Raw genomic sequence first — 25,112 nt, 5'->3', positions numbered from 1 at the left:
CATGACCACAAGCGCCGACACGCACTGCCCCTACTGCGCCCTGCAGTGCGCCATGACGCTCACGTCCCCCACAGGACCGGCCCCGGCTGCACAGCCGGGGCCGGTCCCCGTGGCCCTCACCACGGCACCCGCTGCACCACTCGAGGTCCAGGGGCGCGACTTCCCCACCAACCGTGGCGGCCTGTGCCGCAAGGGCTGGACCTCCGCGAATCTCCTCAACCACCCCGGACGCATCACCGAGCCCCTGCTCAAGGGAACGGACGGCGTGCACCGGCCCATCTCCTGGGACCAGGCCCTGGACCTCGCCGCCGCGGCGGTGAGGGACGCCCGCGCCCGCTACGGTGCAGACGCCGTCGGCGTCTTTGGGGGCGGCGGCCTCACCAACGAGAAGGCGTACCAGCTGGGTAAGTTCGCCAGGCTGGCACTGGGCACCTCGCGGATCGACTACAACGGCCGCTTCTGCATGTCCTCCGCGGCTGCCGCCGGGATGCGCGCCTTCGGCGTGGACCGCGGCCTGCCCTTCCCGCTTGAAGCGCTGGACACGGCCAGCACCATCCTGATGCTCGGCTCCAACGTGGCCGAAACCATGCCGCCCTTCGTCCAGCACCTCAAGGGCGCCCGCGACGCCGGCGGCCTGATCGTGGTGGATCCGCGCCGTTCCGCCACGGCAGATTTCACGGCCGACGGCGGCGGCCTCCACCTCCAGCCCCTTCCGGGCACGGACCTCACCCTGCTGCTGGGCCTCTCCCACGTGGTCATCCACGAAAACCTGGTGGACAGCGCCTATGTCAGTGAGCGCACCTCGGGCTACAGCGCCGTAGCCCGCAGCGTCGCCTCCTTCTGGCCAGAACGGGTCCAGTCCCTCACCGGTGTGCCGGCCGACCTCATCCGGGAAACAGCCCGCAGGCTTGCCGCAGGGGCCGGCAAAGGCGGCAGCTACATCCTCACCGGCCGCGGCGTGGAGCAGCACGTGGACGGCACCGATACCGCCACCGCCGCCATCAACCTCAGCCTCCTGCTCGGCCTGCCTGGTTCGGCCCGCAGCGGCTATGGCACGCTGACCGGCCAGGGCAACGGCCAGGGCGGCCGGGAGCACGGGCAGAAAGCCGACCAGCTGCCCGGCTACCGCAAGATCACCGACCCCGCCGCCCGCGCCCACGTGGCCGGCGTGTGGGGCGTTCCCGAGGAGCTCATCCCCGGCCCGGGCCTTCCGGCAGTCCAGCTGCTGAAGTCGCTGGGAAAGAACGACGGCGTCCGTTGCCTTTTCGTCCACGCCTCCAACATTGCGGTCGCCTCGCCGGACGCCAACGCCGTCATCGAGGGCCTCCGCAGCCTGGACTTCCTGATGGTCTGCGACTTCTTCATGTCCGAGACGGCAGCCATGGCAGACCTGGTCCTCCCGGTCCTCCAGTGGGCGGAGGAGGAAGGCACCCTGACCAACCTCGAAGGCCGCGTCCTCCGCCGCCGCCGGGCCCTCACACCGCCTGCCGGCGCGCGCAGCGAGCTGTGGATCATGGCCCGGCTCGCCGAACGGCTCGAAGCACCATCCACATACAGCGAGGACCCCGAAACCGTCTTCGAGGAACTGCGCCTGGCATCTGCCGGCGGGCTGGCCGACTACTCCGGCATCGACTACGCCATGCTGGACCGCGGGGAAGCCGCCTACTGGCCGTACCCTGCCGGCAGCACCGGAACGCCCAAGCTCTTCCAAGAGAGCTTCGCCCACGCCGACGGCAAAGCCGTGATGACCCCGGTACTGCCGCGCCGCCGTCGTACGCCTGCTGAAAACCCGCTCCCGGAAAATGAAAACGCGGCGGACGCCAAGCCCTTCACCCTCATCACCGGCCGCCTCCTGGAGCACTACCAGTCCGGCGCCCAGACGCGGCGGGTCGCGGCGCTCCTGGCCGCGCAGCCTGAGGCCAGGATGCAGATCCACCCGGCCGCGGCCGCCGCGATGGGCGTCACCGAAGGGTCATTCGTGGCAGTGGCCAATGAACGCGGCGAAGTGGTGTGCCGGGCCGAACTCAGCACCGCCATCCGCAGCGAGACGGTCTTCCTGCCGTTCCACTTCCCCGAACTGCAAAGTGCCAACCGCCTCACCGAGGCGGCCACCGACCCCATCTCCGGGATGCCCGAATTCAAATTCAACAAGGTGTGGGTCCGGCCGGTGGCCGCACCTGTATCCAGCAAAGTGCTTCAGACGATGGAGGCCTCATGAGCGAGCAGATTGTCATTGTGGGATTCGGGCCGGTGGCCGCCCGGCTGGTTGATGAGCTGCTGCCCGCCGTACGCGCAGGCCAGGTAGCACTGACAGTGGTGGGTGAAGAGACCGAAGCTGCCTACAACCGCGTTCTGGTGGCCGACCTCGGGGTTGGCCGCACCACCGCCGATGCCCTGGCCCTCTCGGACGCCGGGGCACTCGCTGCGGACGGCGTGGAGGTCCGGCTGGGCACCCGCGTCCGGCGCGTGGACCGCGCCCGCCAGCAGGTCCTGCTCTCGGACGGCACGCCCGTCCACTACGACCGGCTGGTATTCGCCACCGGTTCCCGGCCCGTGATCCCCAACCTCACCGGAATCAACCCGGACCCCGCCTCACCGGTCCTGCCCGCCGGCGTTACCGCGCTTCGGGACCTCCGCGACGCCGGCGTCCTGCGGCAGGCCGTGGACGGCGGCAAGCGCGTTGTAGTCCTCGGCGGCGGCGTCCTGGGCCTGGAAACGGCGCTCGCAGCGGCTGAGGAAGGCGCCACCGTGACCGTGGTGCACAACGGACCGCACCCGCTGGGCCGCACCATCGACCAGGGCGGCGGCGCTGTCCTGGCGGCGGGCCTGCGGCGCTGCGGCGTGCGGATGGCCGGCAACGCGCGCTCCACCGGTGTGGAACACAACGCGCCCGACGGCGGTTTTTCGGCTTTGCTGCTCGATGACGGTTCCGCAATCGACGGCGACCTCCTGGTCATCTCGTGCGGCGTGCGTCCCCGCACCGAGCTGGCGGAGGGGTGCGGTCTCTCCACGGCCGCGGGCATCCTGGTGGACCACCGGTTGCGGGCCCACCACGAACCGCGCATCTTCGCGATCGGCGACTGCGCCGAGGTGCGCTGCCCGGACCCCGGCTGCGCCGCATGCCGCACCGCTTCCGGCCCGTCAGGGCTGGTGGGCCCGGGCTGGCGCCAGGCCGAGTGGCTGGCCGAATACCTGACGCTCCTGGCAGCGGGCCTGATCGAAGACGCCAAACTCCTGCCGGAACTGCCGGCCGAGCAGCCGGGCATCATCGTCCTCAAGGCGCGCGGCCTGAACATGGCCGTCGCCGGGGACAACGGCGCCGATCCCTGGGACGAGGAAGCGCTCACCGCCGGTGCCGTCAACGGCCGGCCCCGCCTGCAGATCGCCCAGTGGGCGGATCCCGAGCACGGCCGCTACGTCAAGATGACCACGCGCGGCGGCGTGCTGGAGGGACTCGTGGCGGTGGGCATGCCCCGCACCGCGGCAGAGCTGGTGGGGCTCTTCGAACGGAACGCGGAACTGCCGGCGGACCGGTCGCTGCTGCTGAGGCTGGACGGTCCGGACCAGCTGCCGGGCAGCGGCTCAGCGGATCCTGCCGGAACCGTGTGCCGCTGCGCCGGGGTCAGCGGCGCGGTGATCCAGGGCGCCGTGGAGGAAGGCTGCGCCACGGTGGCCGAGGTGTCCAAGGCAACCCGCGCCGGGACCGGGTGCGGCGGCTGCCACGAGGACATCAAGGGCCTGATCGAGAAGCACTTCTCCCCAGCCGTCCCCGCCGCCTCCTGACCTACATGTGGACGTGGAGGCGCCGGGCGGCTTCGGAAATGGAGCCGGTCAGCGACGGGTACACCGTGAAGGTGCTGGCAACGTCGTCGACGTGGAGCTTCTGCTTCACGGCGATGGCGATGGGGAAGATCAGCTCCGACGCGTTCGGGCCCACCACCACACCGCCGATCACGGTGCCGGAGCCCTTCCGGGCGAAGATCTTCACGAACCCGTCCTTGGCGTTACGCATCTTGGCGCGGGCGTTGCTGCGCATTGAGAGCTTCACGACGTCGCCCTGGTACTTTCCGGAGTCGATCTCGGCTTCCGAGACACCCACGTTGGCGATTTCCGGCGAGGTGAAGATGTTGGAGGCCACCTGATGCAGCTTCAGCGGAGTCACGCCGTCGCCCATGAAGTGGGCCACGGCGATCCGGCCCTGCATGGCGGCCACGGAGGCCAGCGGCAGGACGCCGGTGCAGTCACCGGCGGCGTAGACGTTCGGGGCACTGGTACGGGAGACGCCGTCCACCTTGATGTGGCCGCTTTCGCTGACGGCGACGCCGGCTTCCTCGAGTCCGATGCCGTCGGTGTTGGGGATGGACCCCAGGCACAAGAGGCAGTGGCTGCCGGTGACCTTGGTGCCGTCACTGAGCGTGACCACCACGCCGTCGTCGGTCCGCTCCACCGATTCGGCGCGTGAGCGGGACAGCACGCGGACACCGCGGCGTTCGAAGACTTCCTCGAGGACCACGGCGGCGTCAACGTCCGAGCCCGGGAGCACCCTGTCACGGCTGGATACCAGCGTCACCTTGGAGCCCAGGCCGTTGTAGGCGGAGGCGAACTCGGCGCCGGTAACGCCGGAACCCACCACAATGAGTTCCTCGGGAAGTTCATCGAGGTTGTACAGCTGGGTCCAGTTGAGGATGCGTTCGCCGTCGGGACGGGCGGTGGCCAGTTCGCGCGGGTGGGCGCCGACGGCCAGCAGGATGGTGTCCGCCTCGATGGTTTCGGTGCCCTCCGCGGTCAGGACCTCGATGGTGTGGTTGTCCAGGAGCCGGCCGGAGCCGGCGAGGATCCGGACGTTCTGGCTGGCCAGGGCATCATGGATGTCCTTGGACTGGCTGCGGGCCAGGTTGAGGAGGCGGTCATTGATGTGCTTCAGGTCGGCCCGCATCACGGGGACGAAGTCGCCGCCGTCGACGTCGAACTTAACGCCCAGCTCGCCGGCTTCGGCAACGCGGGTCATCAGGTCCGCCGTGGCGATGAGGGTCTTGGAGGGGACGACGTCGGTCAGGACCGCGGATCCGCCCAGGCCTGCGCGCTCGATGATGGTGACCTGCGCCCCCAGCGAGGCGGCCACCATCGCGGCTTCGTATCCGCCTGGACCACCTCCCAGGATCGCGATCCGGGGTGAACTGAAATCTGGGTGCGTAGTCACAAACGATTATTCTCCCGCATCCTCGGCTGACCACCAAAGAAACCGGTCTCTCAAGGGTGCGGGCCAGGGGGTGGGCGGAGCGGAACCGGCAGGATACCTTGTACCAGTGAGTACAACTGACTTCCTGAACACGGACCCCTTCGCCGCCGCGCGCGCTGCTGCCGACTACATTGCCGAGGAAACCGGGGTGGACACCCACGACGTCGCCCTGGTGCTTGGCTCCGGCTGGGGCGGTGCTGCTGACCTGATCGGCGAAACCATTGCCACCCTGTCAGCGGAAGAGGTGCCCGGTTTCCATGCACCCGCCGTCGAAGGGCACGTGGGAACCATCCGGTCCATCCTGACCACCGAAGGCAAGCGTGCACTGGTCCTCGGCGCCCGGACCCATTACTACGAAGGCAAGGGCGTCCGCGCTGTAGTCCACGGGATCCGCACCGCGGCCGCCGCCGGCTGCAGCACCCTGGTCCTCACCAACGGCTGCGGCGGCCTCAACGAGGACTGGGCGCCGGGCACCCCCGTACTCATCAAGGATCACATCAACCTCACCGCCGCTTCGCCGCTGGAAGGCGCCACGTTCGTGGACCTGACAGATCTTTACTCCGCACGGATCCGCGGGCTGGCCCGCGAGGTGGATTCCAGCCTCGACGAAGGCGTCTACGCACAGTTCCCCGGCCCGCACTACGAGACTCCGGCGGAAGTCCAGTACGCCAAGCGCATCGGCGCCGACCTGATCGGCATGTCCACCGCGCTGGAGGCCATCGCCGGGCGCCACGCCGGCATGGAAGTGTTCGGCATTTCGCTGGTCACCAACCTGGCAGCCGGGATCAGCCCCCAGCCGCTCAGCCACCAGGAGGTGCTGGAATCCGGCCAGGCCGCGGGTCCGAGAATTTCGGCCCTGCTCGCCGGAATCATCGCCAAACTCTGATCCGTGGGGCGCGGCACTGAGGCTTCGGTGCCGCACGGGCAGCGCCAATGACGATAGCGTTATGCCCATGACGTCCTCCGATGCCGATGTTCGCCTGCTCAACGATGCCCGCGAGTGGGCCGCCCAAGACCCGGATCCGGCAACGTCGGCCGAGCTCCTGGAACTCGTCCGGGCGTCGGCAGACGGAGACCCCGCCGCCCGGCAGGAACTCCAGGACAGCTTCCGCGGCACCCTGCAGTTCGGCACCGCCGGGCTCCGTGCCGCCCTCGGTCCCGGGCCCAACCGGATGAACCGCGTGGTGGTGCGCCGTTCGGCCGCCGGCCTGGCGGACTTCCTTGCCGGCGCCGTGGCGAAGGCATCCCCGGGAAGCCAGCCACGCGCCGTCGTCGGCTATGACGCCCGCCATAACTCGGATGTGTTCGCAGCGGAGACTGCGGCCATCTTCACCGCGGCAGGAATCGAAACCTTCCTGATGCCGGCGGCGCTGCCCACTCCCCTGCTCGCCTATGCCGTCCGCGCGCTGGAATGCGACGGCGGCGTGATGGTCACGGCAAGCCACAACCCGCCCCAGGACAACGGCTACAAGGTGTACCTGGGACGCCACGCCGTGGCGGAAAACGGCAACGGTGCCCAGATCGTGGCACCGTACGACGCCGAAATCGCTGCCCGGATCAGCGCGGTGGGCGCCCTGGACACCATCCAGCTGGCCGCGGATGGCTGGACGGTGCTGGATGGATCGCTCGCGGCCGGGTACCAGTCCGAGACGGCGGGACTCGCCCTCCCGGACCTCTTCCCGGCCCGGGACCTGCGGATCGTGCTGACGCCCATGCACGGCGTCGGCGGGGAGACGGCACTCGCGGTGCTGAACGCCGCAGGTTTCGGGGATGTCACCCTGGTCAAGGAGCAGGCCGAACCTGACCCGGACTTTCCCACCGTGAGTTTCCCCAACCCGGAGGAACCCGGCGCGCTGGACCTGGCCCTGGAAACGGCAGACCGCCTCGACGCGGACATCGTCCTGGCCAACGACCCGGATGCCGACCGTGCCGCGGTGGCCGCCAAGGACCCGGACACCGGCGCCTGGCGGATGCTGCGCGGCGACGAAGTGGGCGCCCTCCTGGGCGCGCACGTCGCCGCACGGCATGCGGCCGCGGGCGTGGAAACCGCTGACGGGGAAAGCCCGGGGGTGTTCGCCAACTCCATTGTGTCCTCGCGGCTGCTGTCCCGCATCGCCGCGGCGGCAGGATTCGACCACGAGGAAACCCTGACGGGCTTCAAGTGGATTTCCCGCGTCCCCGGCCTGGTCTACGGGTACGAGGAGGCCCTGGGCTATTGCGTGGCGCCGGACCTGGTCAAGGACAAAGACGGCATCTCCGCGGCAGTCCTCATCGCCGAACTGGCCGCCACCGCCAAGGCCGACGGCAAGACCATCTTTGACACCCTCGATGAGCTCTACCTGCAGCACGGCCTGCATGCCAGTGACCAGTTGAGCATCAGGGTGGCGGACCTTGGCCTGCTGGATGCCATGATGAACCGGCTCCGGGTTTCCCCGCCGGAATCCTTTGGCTCATCGGCAGTCGAGGTCTCCACCGACCTCTCCGTCGGCTCCGACCAACTGCCGCCCACCGATGGCCTGCTGTACGTGACGCGCAACCTCACCCGCGTGATCATCCGGCCCAGCGGCACCGAACCCAAGCTCAAGTGCTACCTCGAGGTGATCCACCAGGTGGGATCCGCCGCGGAACTGCCCGAAGCCCGGCAGGCAGCACGGGCAGCGCTGGATGAGGTCCTCCGCGACGTCAGCGAGGCGCTGGGTCTTTAAACCGCTGAAGGGGCGCCCTGGGGCGCCCCTCTGTGGTGGTACGTATGTCCGCCCCTGTTACAGCTCCACCTCGACGAAGCCGTCGCTGACGCGGGTGCCGAAGGCCTCGATCCGTAGGCCCGGGGTACTGAAGCATTCGCCCGTTTCGAGGTCGTAGACCTCTTTGTGCAGCGGGGACGCGATGGTGGGCCGGGATCCCTTCGAACCGAGGATTCCGCGGGCCATCACGTGCGAACCCGTGGCCGGGTCCTGCTGGGCCACTGCGAAAACGCCGCCAGCCAGGGTGCGGAAAAGCGCCACCTGCCGGCCGCCCACCAGGGCTGCTTCTCCCCATGCGGGTTCGAGGTCCTCAAGGCGGCAGACACGGTGCCAGCCTGCCGCGGTGTCCGCTGCTTCGGCGTCGAGTGTCCCGAGTTCCAGTGTTGCCGTCATGTCCGGCTCCTCTCCCTGCGCTGCTTGTCCTGATGTCTCTTGGTGGCAGCCTGAGCGGCCGTGTTCCACGCTAGGCGCCGGGTGTTTCCGCGGCATGCGCCAAATGTGTCCGGGGCGTAAAAGAGACCTATCCCGGCCGGAAATGCGTTCGTGATGCAGAAGTTAAGTTGACGAAACAATTGGGAAACTGAAGCGAAACTGCCCCTCCCTAGTCTGGTTGGACTGCTCGACAGAGAAAGCCGCGGAGCACCGTCTGCGGCCCATGCGAAAGGCCCACAGTGACCGAACAGACTTCAAGCACCGAGACTCCGCGTCGCATCGTCGTCGCCGGCGGCGGCCCCGCGGCCCACCGTTTTGCGGACGCCATGCATGCCCGCGGCCTCGATGGCTGGCATGTCACTGTCCTTACCGAAGAGGCCCACCTCCCTTACGACCGGGTGGCCCTGTCAAAGGCCCTCACCGATGGCGGGGTGGACCTGACGCTGGGTACCGCGTCGATGTGGGACCACGGCTCCCTCGACCTGAGGACCGGCGAGCGCGTGGTCCGTATCAATGCAGAAGCCAAGTCCGTGGAAACCGCAGCCGGCAGCGTCTTCGAGTACGACGAGCTGGTGGTTGCCACCGGCTCGAACGCCGCACGGCTTCCCATTCCGGGCAACGAGCTCACCCACGTCTACCGGACTCTTGAAGATGTCTGGGCCATCAACAAAACCATCGCGGAACTCACGGTAAAGCTGGGCCGCAAAGTCAACGCCGTCACCATCGGCGGCGGCCTCCTGGGCCTGGAATCCGCCGCCGGGACCGAGCAGCTGGGCGCAACCCCCATCGTCATCGACGGATCGCAGTGGCTGATGGCCACCCAGCTCGACGAAGGCGCGGGCCAGGCCATGGGCCGGCTCATCAAAGCCAAGGGCTTTGAGGTCCACGGAGGCGTCTACCCTTCCGAAGTACTTTCCGACGACGACGGCCAGGTCACCGGCGTCCTCATGGCCGACGGCCGCATCGTCGACGCCGACATCGTGATCGTCGCCATCGGCGTCCGTCCCCGTGACGAACTATTCCGCGCCGCCGAGGGAGAAGAACAGGTCTTCAGCCTGGGCCCCCGCGGCGGCGTGGTCATCAACGACTACTGCGCCACCGAAATCCCGGGCATCTGGGCCATCGGCGAAGTAGCCAACTACGGCGGCATGTGCCTGGGCCTGGTGGCCCCGGCCAACACCATGGCCGAGATCGTGGCGGACCGGCTGCACGGCGGGGACGCCACCTTCCCCGGTTTCGACACCGCCACCAAGCTCAAGCTCTCCGGGGTTGATGTAGCCAGCTTCGGCGACGCCTTCGCGAAGACCGAGCACGCCCTGGAGATCGTCTACGCCGATCCCGCCCGCGGCGTCTACCAGAAGATCGTCACCACCGATGACGCCAAGACCCTGCTGGGCGGCATCTTCGTCGGCGACGCCTCACCGTACATGAGCCTGCGCCCGCTCCTGGGCCGCGAACTCCCCGCCGAGCCGGGCGCGTTCCTCAGCGCAGCCGGCGGCGGCGACGCCCCGGAAACCGAACTGCCGGACGACGCCACCCTGTGCTCCTGCAACAACGTCACGGCCGGGACTATCCGGGACACCATCAACGGCTGCGGCGCCTGCGAAGGCAACGCACCCGTCCAGGAACTCGGCGAGCTCAAGGGCTGCACCCGGGCCGGCACCCAGTGCGGTTCCTGTGTTCCGATGCTGAAGAAGCTGCTGGAAACCGAGCTGACCAAGTCCGGCGTCGAGGTTTCCAAGGCCCTCTGCGAGCACATCGAACTGTCGCGCCAAGAACTCTTCGAGACCATCCGTGTCCTGGAACTGACCTCCTTCGAAGAGATCATGGCCAAGTACGGTACCGGCGAAGGCTGCGACATCTGCAAGCCCACCATCGCCAACATCCTCGCCAGCCAGAACAGCGCCTACGTCCTCGACGCCGGCCGCGGCACCCTGCAGGACACCAACGACCGCGCCCTGGCCAACATGCAGAAGGACGGCACCTATTCGGTGGTGCCCCGCATCGCCGGTGGTGAAATCACCCCCAAGAAGCTGGGCGTGATCGCCGCCGTGGCGGAAAAGTACAACCTGTACACCAAGATCACCGGCGGCCAGCGGATCGACATGTTCGGTGCACGGCTGGAGGAGCTGCCGGAAATCTGGAAGGAACTGGTGGACGCCGGCTTCGAATCCGGGCAGGCGTACGGCAAGAGCCTGCGTACGGTAAAGTCCTGCGTCGGTTCCACCTGGTGCCGCTTCGGCGTGCAGGACTCCGTGGCCATGGCCATCCAGCTGGAGCTGCGGTACCGCGGCCTCCGCAGCCCGCACAAGCTCAAGATGGGCGTCTCCGGCTGCGCCCGCGAATGCGCCGAGGCCCGCGGCAAGGACGTGGGCGTCATCGCGACGGCGGACGGCTGGAACCTCTACGTCGGCGGCAACGGCGGTGCCACCCCGGCGCACGCCCAGCTGCTGGCCAAGGACCTCGACGACGAAACCCTGATCAAGTACATCGACCGCTACTTCATGTACTACATCCGCACCGCCGACCGCCTGCAGCGCACCGCGCGCTGGCAGGAGGAACTCGACGGCGGCATCAAGCACGTCGAGGACGTGGTGGTCAAGGACACCCTGGGCATCGCCGAGGACCTTGAGGCGGCCATGGCCAAGCACGTTGACACCTACATCGACGAGTGGGCCGACACCCTGAAGGACCCGGAGCGCCTACGCCGGTTCCGTTCCTTCGTGAACGCACCGGACCAGAAGGACGACTCCATCACCTTCGTCCCGGATGAGCGTGGCCAGATGCGCCCCGCCACTGCCGAAGAGAAGGCGGCAGCTGCCCAGCAGCCGGTCCTCCTCGGAGCCTCCATCGCGGTCCGTCCCGGCACACCTGCACCCGTCGGAAACGAGGCATAACCATGCAGCTCAGCATCGACCTCACGGGCCGCGAGGTCCTGGTGACCGGAACAGACACCGCCGCGCGGCAGGCCGTACGGCGCTACGAAGCCGCGGGCGCCGTCGTCCGCCGCCTTGCCGGCCCGCACGGCACCGCCACGCCCCCGGAGAAGCCGTTCCTGGTGGCCGCGGTCGACGACGGGCAGCCGGGCTGGGAGCCGCTGCTCCAGCAATACCGGGCTGCCGGCGTCCCGGTCGCCACGGAACCGGCAGCGGGCGCCGCCGGGCATGTGACCCTGGTGGGCGGCGGACCCGGCACCACCGAGCTCCTGACCGTTGCCGCCGTCAAGGCGCTCCGCGACGCGGACGTGGTGTTCTACGACCGTCTGGCACCTTGCCAGGACCTGCCCGCCCTGACAAGCGCCGAGCTGGTGGATGTGGGAAAGAAGCCCGGGCACCACAAGGTAGGCCAGTCCGATATCGAAAAGCTCATGGTGGACAGCGCCCTGGCCGGCAATAACGTGGTCCGCCTCAAGGGCGGTGATCCGTATGTGTTCGGCCGCGGCGGCGAGGAAGTCGCGGCCTGCGTCGCTGCCGGGCTGAAGGTCCAGGTGGTGTCCGGTGTCACCAGCGCCATCTCCGTGCCTGCCGCGGCGGGTATCCCCGTGACGCACCGCAACGTGAGCCACATGTTCACGGTGGTGTCCGGGCACGCCCCGCTTACCGAGAAGGAGCATCATCACCTTGCCGGCCTGGGCGGCACCATCGTGGTGCTGATGGGCATCGGAACCCTGCACCATCTGGCTGCAGGACTCCGCCGGGCGGGCATGCGCGCCGATATGCCCATGGCAGTGGTGGAACGGGGTTACCGTCCCGGCCAGCGCACCACCATCGCCGACCTCGGCTCCATCGCCTCGGCTGCTGCAGGCTGCAGCAACCCCGCCGTCCTGGTGATCGGCGAGGTGGTGCGGGTGGCTGAAGCCAACCGCGGGCACGCTGAGACCGCAGCCGACCTGGACCGGCTGGCGGCCTCGCTGCTCGGTTCGTGAAAGGATTGACCCCCATGAACGCACTTGCACCGGCCGAAACGGCAGAGGCCACCGGGGCGGTCGACACCGCGGAGGCCCAGGCGGCCGAATCACCGCTGGAGGGCTTCCGCATCGGTGTGACCTCGCACCGGCGCTCCCAGGACCTGATCGACGCCCTTGAGCGCCGCGGCGCCGAGGTGATCCATGCCCCGGCCCTCAAGATCGCTCCGGTGCAGGAGGACCTCCGCCTCATCGAGGACACCCGCACCATCATCGCGGCCAAACCGGACCTGTGCATCGCCACCACCGCCTACGGCATGCGCCGCTGGTGCGAGGCGGCGGACACGTTCGGCATCGGCGACCAGCTGCTCGAAACCCTGGGCGCCTGCCGGATGTTCGTCCGTGGCCCCAAGGCCCGTGGCGCCGTCCGCGCGGCCGGCCTCGCCGACGTCGGAATCAGCAGTGACGAAACCACCGCAACGCTGGTGGACATGCTGCTGGCGGAGGGAGTGCGCGGCAAGACCGTCGCGGTCCAGCTGCACGGCTACACGGACGTCCGCCAGCTGGAACGGCTGCGCATGTCCGGTGCCACCGTCCTGACCGTCACGCCGTACCGCTGGGTCAAGCCGGACGGCGCCGACCGGCTCCCCCGCCTCATCGAGGCCGCCTGCAGCGGAAACCTCGATGTCCTCACCTTCACCAGCGCACCCGCCGTCGACGCCATGTGGAGCACCGCCCACGAAATGGGCGTCTACAAGCAGCTGATCGAGAGCCTGAAGACCAACGTGACCACCGCCGTGGTGGGCCCCGTGACCGCCCAGCCGCTGCTGGACGCCGGGGTGAAACCGCTGATCCCGGAGCGTTTCCGGATGGGTGCGCTGATCCGGCTGGTCGTCGAGCACCTGGCGCTGAACCATGTGCGCCGGCTGGACACCCGGTCCGGCAACATCGAGCTCCGCGGCCGCAGCCTGCGCATCGACGGCCAGGCGGTGGAGCTCGCTCCCGCTCCCCTGCTGCTGCTCCGTGCCCTGCTCGGCGCCGGCGGGGCGGTCCTTTCCCGGGAGGCGTTGTCCGACCTGCTGGAACTGCGCGGTTCGGTGCACGCACTGGACATGACCGTCAGCCGGCTCCGGTCTTCCCTGCCCGACGGCAAGCTCATCGAAACCGTGGTCAAGCGGGGATACCGGATCCGCGTCTAGCCGTTTCGGCCGGCGGCGAAGGCCGCCGGGCAACGGCGGGTAACGGCGCTGGCCAGCCCGAATGTGTCCAAGTCGGGCGCAATGAGATGCACGTCACCGGTTCTGTTACCGGCCGGTAAATACTGGCGAACACCGGGGTGCTGAACGGCAACTGGCGGGAAACAAGCCGGAAAAGGCGCACGCCTACGCTGGGTTCCATCATGAACTTCCGGCCGTTTCCCGGCCGCCAGCGAAAGGGCCAGCACATGTCCGCTCCGGCACCCACCACGTCCACCTCCGCCGCCACCCGCATCGTCATCGCCGGAGCAGGTCCGGCTGCCCGCGCCCTGGTCCGGCAGCTGGACCAGGGCCGGTTCGCTGGCAGTATCACCGTCCTGAGCAACCGGGACGACGCCCCCGAGGATCTGCTGGAACTTGCCCTGCTGCCGCAGGTGTCGGTCCGCTTCGGCCAGCCGGCCAGCCACATCGACGCCGATAACCGCACCGTGGCCACGGCTGACGGCATGGAGTTCGCCTACGACCAACTGGTCATCGCCACAGGTTCGGCCCCCGTGGCAGCGCCCGTCGAGGGCGCCGCACAGTGCCTGAGCTACTCCACCATCGACGACGCCGCCCGCATTGCGGACCGGGTGCAGGAAGTCACCCGGGAACTGGGGCGCCGTCCGCTCGGGATCCTGGTGGGCACCGGGGCGGCCGCAGGCCAGGCTGAGGCCGTGCTGCGCGCCAAGGGCGTCCGTCCGGTCCGCACCACCGCCCGGCCGGCCGCCGTCGTGCCCGGAACCTCAACCTTTGGCCTGGCCGCTTCCGCCGTGGTCTTCGAGGACGGCAGCAGCATGTCCGGGGATCTGGTGGTCCTGGCCGAGGACCGCGTGTCCTGCGACGGCCTTGCCGCCAGCGCGGGCCTGCGGACGGCCGCCACCGGAGGCATCGTCATCAGCCAGGACTTCCGGACTTCGGTTCCCGGTATCTGGGCAATCGGGGACGCGGCAGCGTTCGACGGCGTACGGCTGGGCTTGCTGGTGGCCGCGGCTTCCGCTGCGGGGGCCTGCGCCACGCAACTGCTCACGGCGGCCTCGGCAGCCTCGCACTCGCCCGAGGCATCACGGGAAGCAGCAGCTGCGGTGCCGTCGCCGGCGCGGTCCCTTCAGGCAGCCGCCTGACGCCTGGCGCAGCGCGGGTTGCAGCGTGGGCACCTGTGACAAGATGGTTTCCGAAACGCGAGTCAAGGACGCACCGGGCCCACGACGCCCGGGCGAGGCCCCGAGAGGACCATCATGAGCAACGAAGCCACCCCTTCCGTTCAACCCGCTGCCGCTGCGGCCGGGAATATTGCTTCCTACATCGACCACACGCTGCTGAAGCCCGAAGCCTCCGAGGCCGACGTCCTCCAGGTCTGTGCCGAAGCCGCTGAATACGGTTTCAAGTCTGTCTGTGTCAACCCTGTCTGGGTCAAGACCGTCAAGAAGGCACTGAAGGGCTCCGGCGTCCTGACCTGCTCCGTGGTGGGCTTCCCGCTGGGGGCAACCCCCACCGACGTGAAGACCTTCGAAGCCCGCGGCGCGGTGCTGGACGGGGCCGACGAAGTGGACATGGTGATCAATATCGCGGCCGCCCGCGCCGAGGACAAGGGCGCCCTGACCGAGGACATCGCCTCCGTTGCCGAGGCAGTGCACGCCAGCGGTGCCATCCTGAAGGTGATCATCGAGACCTCGCTCCTGTCCGACGACCAGAAAGTCCTCGCCTGCGAGGCAGCTGTGGCGGCCGGAGCCGATTTCGTCAAGACCTCCACCGGTTTCAACGGAGGGGGCGCCACGGCCGGGGATGTGGCACTCATGCGCAGGACCGTGGGGCCTGAACTGGGCGTCAAGGCCTCGGGCGGCGTGCGGTCGCTGGCAGACGCTCAGGCTATGATTGCAGCAGGTGCAACACGTATCGGCGCCAGCTCCGGAATTGCCATCGTCAAGGGTGAACAGGGTTCGTCCGCGTACTGACGGCCGCCGGACGCGCCACAATCAAGCCCCGAGGGGCCGAGGAGGAACGAATGTCCAGCAAGATCAACGCGTCCAACGAGGGCACAGCGAACACGGGCACTGTCCGCACTCCCCAGAATGAAAACAAGCTGGCCGGCACCATCGTCGTGTTCGTGATCATGATGGCCCTCTTCCTCGGCGCCGTGTACTCGCTGTCCTTCCTGACGCTTGGCAACCCGTGGCCGATGGCCGTCTGCCTGGGCCTGTTCGCCCTGGCCTTCTGGATTCCGCAGACCATCCTCGGCCGCTCGGATTCCGCCGGCGAACACTAAGCCTGCCCACGCACAAAGACCCCCGGACGCCGTCCGGGGGTCTTTTGCTGTTCCACGCCTGTGCGCCTGCCCTCAGGCGAACCAAGGGGCGATCCAGGCGGCGGCAGCTGCCACCACCCGCGGCCACTGGTTCTGGGCAATGGCCCAGCCCGCCACAGTCAGTCCCACCATGGCGTAGGCGCTGACGGGGATCAGCACCAGCCACTCGCGCTTGGACCCCGCCCGGCCCAGCAGGGGCAGTGACAGCGCCCCGTTCGGCCGCCAGACGTTCCGCAGCAGTGGCACCTTCCGCAATAGTTTCGGCGGCCGGATCACCAGGGGCCACAGCAGCGGCACTCCCCCGGTGGTGATGAGGTCTCCCACGATGTGGACCACCACGCCGATGAGCATCGACATGGGCAGCCAGGTCCACTGGTGCGGCGCGTACACCGTGACCAGCCCGGCCATCACCAAGGCGAAAATCCAGTTGGAGATGAACCCGCTCTTCGGAAACAGCTTCAGGGCCTTGGCCGCGATGTTGATCAGGAACATGCACAGCAGCCCTGCGCCCACGGACAGCAGCCCCCAGGGGGTTTCCATCTGCACCTGCGCGGCCACACCGGCAAGGAGCACGAACCCGGCGGCGCCCAGGACCGAGTGGGTGCCCTGGCGGTGGCCGCCGCTGGCGGTTTCGATGCCCCTTGCTATGGCATTGGACAACGGCGGCAGCGAGTGGGCCACGGTGCTGGACCGGTGGTCCCAGTCGCAGACCAGCGCGGTGCCGGCCGTGGCCATGCCGCCGATGAGGATCCCCGTGGGGTCCAGCGGGTACCAGCCCAGCGTGTACGGGCCGGTGGACGCAACAGCTACCCACGCCGCGGCTCCCGACGCGGCGTGGTGACCTCCCATCACGGCCTAGCCCGCTGAAGGGGTGACGGAAAGCGGCTGGTCGGAGAAGATGTTGCGGATGACTCCGTTGGCCCACTCCAGGATCTCGGCGTCCTGGAGGTCCCGGCCACCGATCCGGGCCGTCTTGGGCTTGGGGATGAGGATGGCGTCCAACGCCGGCTTGGACTGGGACCCCGGGTACATCCGGGTCAGCCGCATCACCTTGGACTCGGGAAGCGATGCCGGCGCGAACTTGATGAAGTTGCCCTGCAGCGCGACGTCGGACAGTCCTGCTTCCCTGGCACCCACACGGAAGCGCGCCACCTCCACCAGGTTCTGCGCAGGCAGCGGCAGCTCGCCGTAGCGGTCCACCAGCTCGGCCTTGACCTCGTCGATGGCCTCGTTGGTGAGGGCTGCGGCCAGCTTGCGGTACGCCTCCAGCCGGAGCCGCTCGCCGGGCACGTAATCGTGCGGCAGGTGCGCGTTGACCGGCAGTTCGATCTTCATCTCGGCGGCCTTTTCCTCAGCCTCGCCGCGGAAGTCCGCCACGGCCTCGCCCACCAGCCGGATGTACAGGTCGAAGCCCACCCCCTGGATGTGGCCCGACTGCTCGCCACCCAGCAGGTTTCCGGCGCCGCGGATCTCCAGGTCCTTCATGGCCAGCTGCATGCCGGCGCCCAGTTCGTTGTGCGCCGCCACGGCCTTGAGCCGTTCCAGCGCCACCTCGCCCAGAGGCTTCTCCGACGGGTACAGGAAGTACGCGTAGGCGCGTTCACGGCCACGGCCCACACGGCCGCGGAGCTGGTGCAGCTGGGACAGCCCGTACTTGTCCGCGCCATCCACGATCAGGGTGTTGGCGTTGGAGATGTCCAGGCCCGTTTCGATGATGGTGGTGCACACCAGGACGTCGAACCGGCGTTCCCAGAAATCCACGATGATCTGTTCCAGGCGGCTCTCGGACATCTTGCCGTGCGCCACCTCCACCCGGGCCTCGGGCACCAGTTCACGGATCTTGGCCGCGGTCCGCTCAATGGTGGACACCCGGTTGTGCACCAGGAACACCTGGCCTTCGCGCATCAGCTCGCGGCGGATGGCGGCCGAGGTCTGCTTGTCCGTGTACGGGCCAACGTAGGTCAGCACAGGGTGCCGCTCCTCCGGCGGCGTGGCCAGGGTGGACGTCTCCCGGATGCCGGTCAGGGACATCTCCAGCGTCCGGGGAATGGGGGTGGCGCTCATGGCCAGGACGTCCACGTTGGTGCGCATCTTCTTCAGCGCTTCCTTGTGCTCCACGCCGAACCGCTGTTCCTCATCCACGATCACCAGGCCGAGGTCCTTGAACTCGAAGTCTTTGGACAGCAGCCGGTGCGTGCCGATCACCACGTCCACCGCACCGCTCTTCACGCCCTCGGCGGTCTCCTTGGACTCCTTGGCGGACTGGAAACGGGACAGCGGCTTGACCCGCAGCGGGAAGCCGGAGAAACGCTCCGTGAACGTCTCGTAGTGCTGCTGGGCCAGCAGCGTGGTGGGCACCAGGACGGCCACCTGCTTGCCGTCCTGCACCGCCTTGAACGCAGCACGGACGGCGATCTCGGTCTTGCCGTAGCCAACGTCGCCGGACACCAGGCGGTCCATGGGAATTTCCCGCTCCATGTCCGCCTTGACCTCGTTGATGGTGGTCAGCTGGTCCGGGGTCTCCACGTACGGGAAAGCTTCCTCGAGCTCGCGCTGCCAAGGGGTGTCAGGGCCGAAGGCGTGGCCGCGCGAGGCCATCCGGGCCGAGTACAGCCGGATCAGCTCACCGGCGATCTCCTTGACGGCCTTGCGTGCCTTGGACTTGGTGCTGGCCCAGTCCGCACCGCCCATCTTGCTCAGCACCGGAGTGTCCCCGCCCACGTAGCGGGTCACCTGGTCCAGCTGATCCGTGGGGACGAACAGCCGGTCACCCGGGGCCCCGCGCTTGGACGGCGCATACTCCAGGACCAGGTATTCCCGGACGCCGTCGCTGCCGCCGGCCACCTTGCGTTGCAGCAGTTCCACGAACCGGCCGATGCCGTGCTGTTCGTGGACCACATGGTCCCCCGCCACGAGCTGCAGGGGGTCGACGGCGTTGCGCCGCTTGGAGGGCATGCGCCGCATGTCCTTGGTGGACCCGGCGGAGGTGCGGCCCAACAGGTCGGCTTCGGTGAGCAGGCCCAGTTTCAGCCCGTCAAGGACGAAGCCGCGGCCGACGGCGGCAGTGGTCACCTCGATGATGCCCGCCTGGGGCTCGTGGTCAAGGCTGTCCACGCGGGCGCAGGGGATGTCGTTTTCGTGGAAGAGTTCCGCCAGGCGCTGGGCCGGGCCGGGGCCTTCGGTGGCCACCACGATCCGCCACTGGTCGCGGACATGCGAGCCGATAAAAGCCATCATCTCCGCCACGTCGCCCTGGTAGCCGCGAGGTTCGCGGGCGTGCAGGTTCAGGACGTCGATCTCGGGAAGGAGTTCCGCATCCTGCGCCAGTGACGTGATGGACCACCAGGAAACGCCATGCCCCAGCGCTGCCCCGCGGGTCTCCGCGAGCGAACGGAAGCTCGCCGAATGCAGCGCGGCCGATGCCTGCGAGCTGAGGTCCAATGGCGCGGCACCGCCGTCGGACGCCGTGGACCACGCTGCCTCAAGGAATTCCTCGTTGGTGGCCGAAAGGTCGTGGGCGCGGGTTCGCACCTTCTCGGGTTCGATGACGACGGCGATGGACTCCGCCGGCAGCTGGTCCACGAAGGGCACCATGGCGTCTACCAGCACCGGCGCCAAGGATTCCATGCCTTCGACCGCGATACCGCCGGCGATCTTTTCCAGCATGTCCGCGGCGGCAGGCAGCTCAGCCTTCAGCTTCGCGGCCCGTGACATGACGGACGCGGTGATGAGGATTTCCCTGCAGGGCGGGGCATGCAGTTCCGTGGGGTGGTGGATGCCGGGGGCGGACAGCGAGCGCTGGTCCGCCACGGCAAACCAGCGCATCTGGTCCACCTCGTCACCGAAGAACTCCACGCGGATGGGGTGGTCCTCTGTGGGCGGAAAGACATCGATGATGCCGCCGCGGACCGCGAATTCACCGCGGTGGGTCACCATGTCCACGCGCGCGTACGCGGCGTCGGCAAGGCTTCGCACCACGTCGGTGAACGAAACATCCTGGCCCACCCTCAGCGTGACCGGGACCAGGTCTCCCAGCCCGGCCACCACGGGCTGGACCACGGCGCGGACGGGAGCCACCACCACGCGCAGCCGCTCCGCCGTCGAACTTTCCGGATGCGCCAGCCGGCGCAGGACCGAGAGCCGGCGCCCCACCGTGTCCGACCGGGGCGAGAGTCGCTCATGCGGGAGGGTTTCCCAGCTGGGGAACTCGGCCACGGAGTCCGCGGGGAGGTAGGCGCGCAACGCCGCCGCCAGGTCCTCTGCCTCACGGCCGGTGGCTGTCACCGCGAGGACCACGCCGGGATCGGCGGCGCCTTCCTGCCCTGCCGCGGCGGCAGCCAGGCCATCCGCCATCTCCGCGAGCAGCACGGGCCGCAAACCTGCGGGCGCGCTGATTTGGTAGTCCTGTCCCCTGACGGCGAACCCGCGTCCGGCCTCAGCCCGGACACGGGCGAAAGACTGGTCCGGGGCCAATGCACGGCGCAGCCCATCGAGCGTGGGGCCGTGCGTGGCGGTAACGGGAAGGCTCATGACAGCTGCTCCTGGGGTATTCACGGAAGATCGCAGGCAACGCGAAAACCCGAAATTCGCTGCGAATCCCGGGTAACCCCAGCCTACCGCGCACCGGTGACATTCCGGTTTGGACGGATTTTCCACGGCTTCGCTGACGCAGGCGCCCGGGCTCCGGCGGGCTACGCTGGCAGGGCCGGACCTTTTTCCGGGAGCGGCCGTCCATAACGGCGGCGGCTCCGAACTGCTAACGCAGAACACAGCTGAGGACAAACAGGAGCCAGCATGACCGGAGACAGCACCACAGATTCGCCCGTACCGGCGCACGGGGGCCCAGCTTCGCCCCGGACGGTCCTGGTCACCGGGGCCACCGGCTACATCGGGGGCCGCCTGGTGCCCAAGCTCCTCGAGGCCGGCCACACCGTCAAGGTGCTGGTGCGCTCCCCGGACAAGATCGCGGGCGTGCCCTGGCGGAACCAGGTGGAGGTGGTGCAAAGCAGCCTGGACGACGGCGACGCGCTGCGCCAGGCGCTGGCCGGCGTCGACGTCTTCTATTACCTGGTCCATTCGATGGCGGCCGGGGCGGGCTTTGAGTCCAAGGAACAGGCCATGGCCCGGACCGCCGCCGAAGCCGCAGTGGCCGCCGGGGTAAGCAGGATCGTCTACCTGGGCGGGCTGCACCCGAAGGGCGTGGAACTCTCCACCCACATGCGGTCCCGGGAAGCGGTGGGCCAGGTATTCCTGGACAGCGCGGTGGACGCCATCGTGTTCCAGGCCGGCGTCGTGATCGGTTCCGGCTCTGCCTCCTTCGAAATGATCCGGCACCTCTCCGAAACCCTTCCGCTCATGCCCGCACCCAGCTGGGTCCGGAACAGGATCGAAGCCATTGCCGTGCGCGACGTCCTCTACTACCTGGTTGCTGCCGCGTCCCTGGAGGGCACCATCAACCGGACTTTCGATATCGGCTGCCGCCAGGTGCTGACCTACGCCAGGATGATGCAGGAATACGCCTCGGAGGCGGGACTGCCCTACCGGGTGGTGTTGGCGCTGCCCATTCCCGCACCGAAGCTGGCAGGCATATGGGTGGCGCTCACCACGCCCATCCCGTGGTCCATGGCGGTCCCGCTGGTCCAGTCGCTCCAGCATGACGCGGTGTCCAACGAGCACGACGTCGACGGGTACATTCCGCAGCCCGACGGCGGCCTCACCCCCTACCGAACTGCGGTGGCCCTGGCCCTGGGCAAGGAGCGGGACGGACAGGTGGAGACCACGTGGGCGAATGCCGGCGCGGATTCCGATCCCCTGCCCAGCGACCCGGAATGGGCGGGGCACAAGGTGTACATTGACGAGCGGACCTTCCACGGTGACGTGGACCCTGCCCACGTGTGGACGGTCATCGAGGGCATCGGCGGCAGGAACGGGTGGTACTCGCTGCCGCTGGCCTGGCAGGTCCGCGGCTGGCTGGACAAGCTGACGGGCGGAGCCGGGCTGCTGCGCGGCCGCCGCCACCCGCACACCCTGCACGCGGGCGAGGTAGTGGACTGGTGGCGGGTGGAAAGCATCGACAGGGGCAAGCTGCTGCGCCTGCGTGCCGAGATGCGGGCGCCGGGACGGGCCTGGCTGGAGCTCGCCGTGGAACCCGATGGTGACGGAAGCCGTTACCGGCAGCGGGCCATTTTCTTCCCGAAAGGCCTCAGCGGCAGGCTGTACTGGCTGGCCGTGCTCCCCTTCCACAGCTTCATCTTCCCGGCGATGGCACGGAACATTACGGCCGCTGCCCAGGAGCTGGTCAATGCGGAACGGCCGGCCGCAACCCCGTAGGATGTTTGGAGCCTCATCCGATCGCGACGTCCCAGGAGGACCCATGGCCCTGAGCGCCACCACCACCGTTCCGCACCCCGTTGACAGCGTTGCCGCTGTCCTGGTGAACGAGGATTTCCAGCGCCACGTCAGCCAGCTGGTAGGCGGAAACCTGGAATCGTTCACCGTTGACGGTGACATTGCCGGCGCCTTCAGCGCCACGCTGGTGCGGACGCTGCCCACCACCCGCCTTCCCGAGATCGCCCGGAAGTTCGTCGGCGAGCACCTGAAGGTGACCCAGGTGGAGACCTGGGATGCCCCGGCCGCCGATGGCTCCCGCAAGAGCAACATCTCCCTCAAGGTTGCCGGTGCCCCCGTTGACGTGACCGCTGTCCAGCGCCTGGTGGCCGAAGCCAGCGGAACGCGGGTGGAACTGGAGGGCGAGGTCAAGTCCTCCGTGCCGTTCCTGGGCGGCAAGATCGCCGACGCCGCCGAGCCCATGGTGGCAAAGGCACTGAACCTGCAGGCCACCCAGGCGCAGGCCTGGCTCGAAAGCCACTAGTTCATGCAGCTCCCTGTCTTCGCCGCGCTGGTCCTGATTATCGCCGGTGTTTGGTCGCTGGCCGTCTGGCCGCAGTTCCTGCGCCGGGTCATGAAGGACCCACGGGCACGCGATGCCGCCGGCAAAGCCACCAAATTCCTGACGGTGCACGTGGTGCTGGTCAGCATCTCGATGGTGCTGGGAGCGGCGACAGCCGTCATCGGTGTCCTGGGGCTGCTGGGTTAATAACCCGCCCTCGTTTTAACCCAAGAGGTCCACTTCCCACCGGGAAGCGGACCTCTTGGTGTTTGCGGGCAGTGCGTGCCTGCAGGCTGCAGCACGCGTTGCGGCCGGCCGGGTCAGGACGCCTGGTTCAGGGCATCCTCCGCGGCCACCCAGGAAATCATGGCGCATTTCACGCGGGCCGCGTACCTCGCGACGCCCTCAAATGCGGCGGCATCCCCCAGCAGTTCAGGATCGGCCGGGATCTTGCCCCGCGACCTGAGTACCTCGCGGAAACTGTCGATCACCTCGTGCACCTCCGCCACCGTCATGCCTTCGGCGAGGTCGCTGAAGACCGAGGCCGAGGCCATGGAGATGGAGCAGCCGGCGCCGTCCCAGGAAACCTGGGCCACTTTTCCGTCGGCCACGGCGAGCCGCAGGGTCACCTCGTCGCCGCAGACCGGGTTCAGCTGGTGGGACTGCCCGGTGGAAGCACCGCCTGGCGCTGGGGTTTCGGCCAGGCCGCTGCCGTGCCGGGCCTTGGAGTGGTCAAGGATAATCTGCTGGTACAACTGGTCAAGGCTCATTGCATACCTTCGGTTCTGGCGGCTAAGCGCGGAAGTAGGCCCGCACGCCCGCCACGGCGTCCAGGAACTGGTCTACGTCGTCGGTGGTGTTGTACAGGTAGGCGCTGGCGCGGGTGGTGGCGGTCAGCCCCAGCCGCCGGTGCAGCGGCTGGGCGCAGTGGTGGCCTACCCGGACGGCGATGCCCATCGAGTCCAGGAACTGTCCGACGTCGTGGGCGTGGACGCCTTCGACGTCGAACGCGGCCAGCCCGATGCGTTCCTCGCCGGCTGCCGGACCCAGGACCCGGATCCCGGGAAGCGCCTCAAGGCCTGCCACCATTCGCTGGCCAAGGTCCATTTCCCACCGGTGGATCCGGTCCAGGCCGGTCTCCGTGAGGTAGTTGGCGGCGGCGGCCAGGGCCACCGCCTGTGAAATGCGCTGCGTTCCGGCCTCGAAGCGCTGCGGAGCCGGGAGGTATTCTGCCCGTTCCATGGTGACCGTGGTGATCATGGAGCCGCCGGTGAGGAACGGTGGAAGGATGTCCAGGAGTTCCTGCCTGCCGTACAGCACGCCGATGCCCGTGGGTGCGAGCATCTTATGGCCGGAGAAAACAGCGAAGTCCACGTCAAGCTCTTTGACGTCCAGGGGCATGTGCGGCGCGGACTGGCAGGCGTCCAGGACTACCAGGGCATTGGAAGCGCGGGCCAGGGCCACCAGTTCACGGACCGGATTGATGGTTCCGAGGACGTTGGAGGCGTGCGTGAAGGCCAGCACCCTGGTACGGCTCCCGATGATCCCTGCGGCCTGCTCCAGGCTGAGCCGGCCGGCATCGTCGATGGGCAGGTAGCGGAGCGTCGCCCCGGTGCGGAACGCCAGTTCCTGCCACGGGATGAGGTTGGCGTGGTGCTCCATTTCGGTGACCACTATTTCGTCGCCCGGTTTCAGGGCAAGGCCCTTCAGTGCCGAGTCCCCCCGGCCCTGGGCAGCCCAGAGCGCGGCGTTGGACAGCGCGTAGGAAATGAGGTTGAGGCCCTCTGTGGCGTTGGAGGTCCAGACAGTTTCGGAATAGTCTGCCCCGACGAGGTCCGCCACGGTCTGGCGCGCATCTTCGAAGGCCTCGGTGGCTTCGACCGCAAGGTGGTGGGCGCCGCGGTGCACTGCCGCGTTGCGCTGCTCGTAGAACTCCTGCTCGGCTTCGATCACGCTGAGCGGGTTCTGGGATGTCGCACCGGAATCGAGATAGACCAGGGGCTTGCCGTTGACCATCTGGTTGAGGACCGGGAAGTCGTTGCGGATGCGGAGGACCTCGGCGTTATCCATGACCGGAACGGACCGCTCCAGGGTGGCGGGCGTTGATACTACGGCCAAGACGTGCTCCTTGAGATGCCAGCGGTTGACACTCAATTGTCCCACAGCACGGCTGTGGCGGCCGCCCGGAGGGGTCAGCCGCCACAGCCGCTCCGGGCTTCAGCCCGCGGAGCGGAGGGCCGGCGACGGCTGGGGGGAGAGTCTCGGTCTCAGAAGACTCTGACGTCGCCGGCCCCGTCTCGGTCCGGCCGCGTGGGCCGGAAGTTCAATGAGGCCTTGATGTGTTTCGGCAACCCGTGCGGCTCT

General features: G+C 68.4%; 19 protein-coding genes. 13 read left to right on the top strand and 6 right to left on the bottom strand.

Going from position 1 to position 25,112, the window contains the following annotated elements; translation table 11 throughout:
* Window position 1: 1 nt before the first annotated feature.
* Entirely contained in the window at window positions 2-2,218 is a 2,217-nt protein-coding gene (locus BLT71_RS07995) for a molybdopterin oxidoreductase family protein (RefSeq protein WP_091719083.1), read from the top strand.
* Window positions 2,215-3,783 (top strand): FAD-dependent oxidoreductase, encoded by a 1,569-nt coding sequence (locus BLT71_RS07990; RefSeq protein ID WP_091719081.1) that lies wholly within the window; start codon window positions 2,215-2,217, stop codon window positions 3,781-3,783. Before BLT71_RS07995 ends, BLT71_RS07990 begins: the two co-directional genes overlap by 4 nt.
* Before the next feature lies 1 nt (window position 3,784).
* On the opposite strand, the gene BLT71_RS07985 is transcribed toward BLT71_RS07990, so the two are convergent.
* A complete protein-coding gene (locus BLT71_RS07985) occupies window positions 3,785-5,200 on the bottom strand; it encodes an NAD(P)H-quinone dehydrogenase (RefSeq protein ID WP_091719079.1) in 1,416 nt (471 codons plus the stop codon).
* 106 nt (window positions 5,201-5,306) lie between these two features.
* Here BLT71_RS07985 and BLT71_RS07980 point away from each other — a divergent pair, with 106 nt between their 5' ends.
* A complete protein-coding gene (locus BLT71_RS07980; RefSeq protein ID WP_091719077.1) occupies window positions 5,307-6,125 on the top strand; it encodes a purine-nucleoside phosphorylase in 819 nt (272 codons plus the stop codon).
* 67 nt (window positions 6,126-6,192) lie between these two features.
* Window positions 6,193-7,944 (top strand): phospho-sugar mutase, encoded by a 1,752-nt coding sequence (locus BLT71_RS07975; RefSeq protein WP_172829936.1) that lies wholly within the window; start codon window positions 6,193-6,195, stop codon window positions 7,942-7,944.
* A gap of 57 nt (window positions 7,945-8,001) precedes the next feature.
* Here the strand turns inward: BLT71_RS07975 and nirD are convergent, their stop codons facing one another.
* Window positions 8,002-8,376, bottom strand: a complete 375-nt coding sequence (gene nirD, locus BLT71_RS07970; protein WP_091719073.1) for a nitrite reductase small subunit NirD — start codon at window positions 8,374-8,376, stop codon at window positions 8,002-8,004.
* Between the two features lie 278 nt (window positions 8,377-8,654).
* On the opposite strand from nirD, the gene nirB reads away from it, so the two are divergent.
* The 6 genes from nirB to BLT71_RS07940 all read left to right on the top strand — a co-directional run bounded on the left by nirB (window position 8,655) and on the right by BLT71_RS07940 (window position 15,820).
* Window positions 8,655-11,312 (top strand): nitrite reductase large subunit NirB, encoded by a 2,658-nt coding sequence (gene nirB / locus BLT71_RS07965; RefSeq protein ID WP_091719071.1) that lies wholly within the window; start codon window positions 8,655-8,657, stop codon window positions 11,310-11,312.
* Window positions 11,313-11,314: 2 nt separating this feature from the next.
* The gene (gene cobA, locus BLT71_RS07960) at window positions 11,315-12,340 is read left to right on the top strand and encodes a uroporphyrinogen-III C-methyltransferase (protein ID WP_091719069.1); all 1,026 of its coding nucleotides are present in this window, start codon (window positions 11,315-11,317) and stop codon (window positions 12,338-12,340) included.
* Window positions 12,341-12,354: 14 nt separating this feature from the next.
* Window positions 12,355-13,518 carry a uroporphyrinogen-III synthase gene (locus BLT71_RS07955; protein WP_091719068.1) on the top strand — a complete coding sequence of 388 codons (1,164 nt, stop codon included), beginning with the start codon at window positions 12,355-12,357 and terminating at the stop codon, window positions 13,516-13,518.
* Window positions 13,519-13,763: 245 nt separating this feature from the next.
* A complete protein-coding gene (locus BLT71_RS07950) occupies window positions 13,764-14,678 on the top strand; it encodes an FAD-dependent oxidoreductase (RefSeq protein WP_091723896.1) in 915 nt (304 codons plus the stop codon).
* 114 nt (window positions 14,679-14,792) lie between these two features.
* Window positions 14,793-15,509 carry a deoxyribose-phosphate aldolase gene (gene deoC, locus BLT71_RS07945; RefSeq protein ID WP_091719066.1) on the top strand — a complete coding sequence of 239 codons (717 nt, stop codon included), beginning with the start codon at window positions 14,793-14,795 and terminating at the stop codon, window positions 15,507-15,509.
* Window positions 15,510-15,559: 50 nt separating this feature from the next.
* Window positions 15,560-15,820: a hypothetical protein gene (locus BLT71_RS07940; RefSeq protein WP_056081798.1), complete on the top strand. Its 261-nt coding sequence runs from the start codon at window positions 15,560-15,562 to the stop codon at window positions 15,818-15,820.
* 72 nt (window positions 15,821-15,892) lie between these two features.
* Here BLT71_RS07940 and BLT71_RS07935 read toward each other — a convergent pair whose 3' ends face one another.
* On the bottom strand, window positions 15,893-16,708 hold the full coding sequence (locus BLT71_RS07935; protein ID WP_091719064.1) for a metal-dependent hydrolase: 816 nt from the start codon (window positions 16,706-16,708) through the stop codon (window positions 15,893-15,895).
* Window positions 16,709-16,714: 6 nt separating this feature from the next.
* On the bottom strand, window positions 16,715-20,389 hold the full coding sequence (mfd, locus tag BLT71_RS07930) for a transcription-repair coupling factor (RefSeq protein WP_091719062.1): 3,675 nt from the start codon (window positions 20,387-20,389) through the stop codon (window positions 16,715-16,717).
* 264 nt (window positions 20,390-20,653) lie between these two features.
* On the opposite strand from mfd, the gene BLT71_RS07925 reads away from it, so the two are divergent.
* The 3 genes from BLT71_RS07925 to BLT71_RS07915 are packed head-to-tail and all read left to right on the top strand — an operon-like array spanning window position 20,654 to window position 22,955.
* Window positions 20,654-22,189, top strand: coding sequence for an SDR family oxidoreductase (locus BLT71_RS07925; protein ID WP_091719061.1), 1,536 nt, complete (start codon window positions 20,654-20,656; stop codon window positions 22,187-22,189).
* Between the two features lie 43 nt (window positions 22,190-22,232).
* On the top strand, window positions 22,233-22,730 hold the full coding sequence (locus BLT71_RS07920) for a DUF2505 domain-containing protein (RefSeq protein WP_091719060.1): 498 nt from the start codon (window positions 22,233-22,235) through the stop codon (window positions 22,728-22,730).
* Between the two features lie 3 nt (window positions 22,731-22,733).
* Entirely contained in the window at window positions 22,734-22,955 is a 222-nt protein-coding gene (locus BLT71_RS07915; RefSeq protein ID WP_045730894.1) for an SCO4848 family membrane protein, read from the top strand.
* 113 nt (window positions 22,956-23,068) lie between these two features.
* Here the strand turns inward: BLT71_RS07915 and sufU are convergent, their stop codons facing one another.
* Together sufU and BLT71_RS07905 are read right to left on the bottom strand one after the other, a co-directional pair.
* Window positions 23,069-23,518, bottom strand: a complete 450-nt coding sequence (gene sufU / locus BLT71_RS07910; protein ID WP_091719058.1) for a Fe-S cluster assembly sulfur transfer protein SufU — start codon at window positions 23,516-23,518, stop codon at window positions 23,069-23,071.
* Window positions 23,519-23,540: 22 nt separating this feature from the next.
* The gene (locus tag BLT71_RS07905; RefSeq protein WP_091719056.1) at window positions 23,541-24,866 is read right to left on the bottom strand and encodes an aminotransferase class V-fold PLP-dependent enzyme; all 1,326 of its coding nucleotides are present in this window, start codon (window positions 24,864-24,866) and stop codon (window positions 23,541-23,543) included.
* Window positions 24,867-25,112: the final 246 nt, after the last annotated feature.

The sequence above is a fragment of the Pseudarthrobacter equi genome, assembly GCF_900105535.1.
GTDB classification, from domain to species: Bacteria; Actinomycetota; Actinomycetes; order Actinomycetales; family Micrococcaceae; genus Arthrobacter; species Arthrobacter equi.
This window is presented reverse-complemented; position numbering and strand designations above follow the sequence as displayed.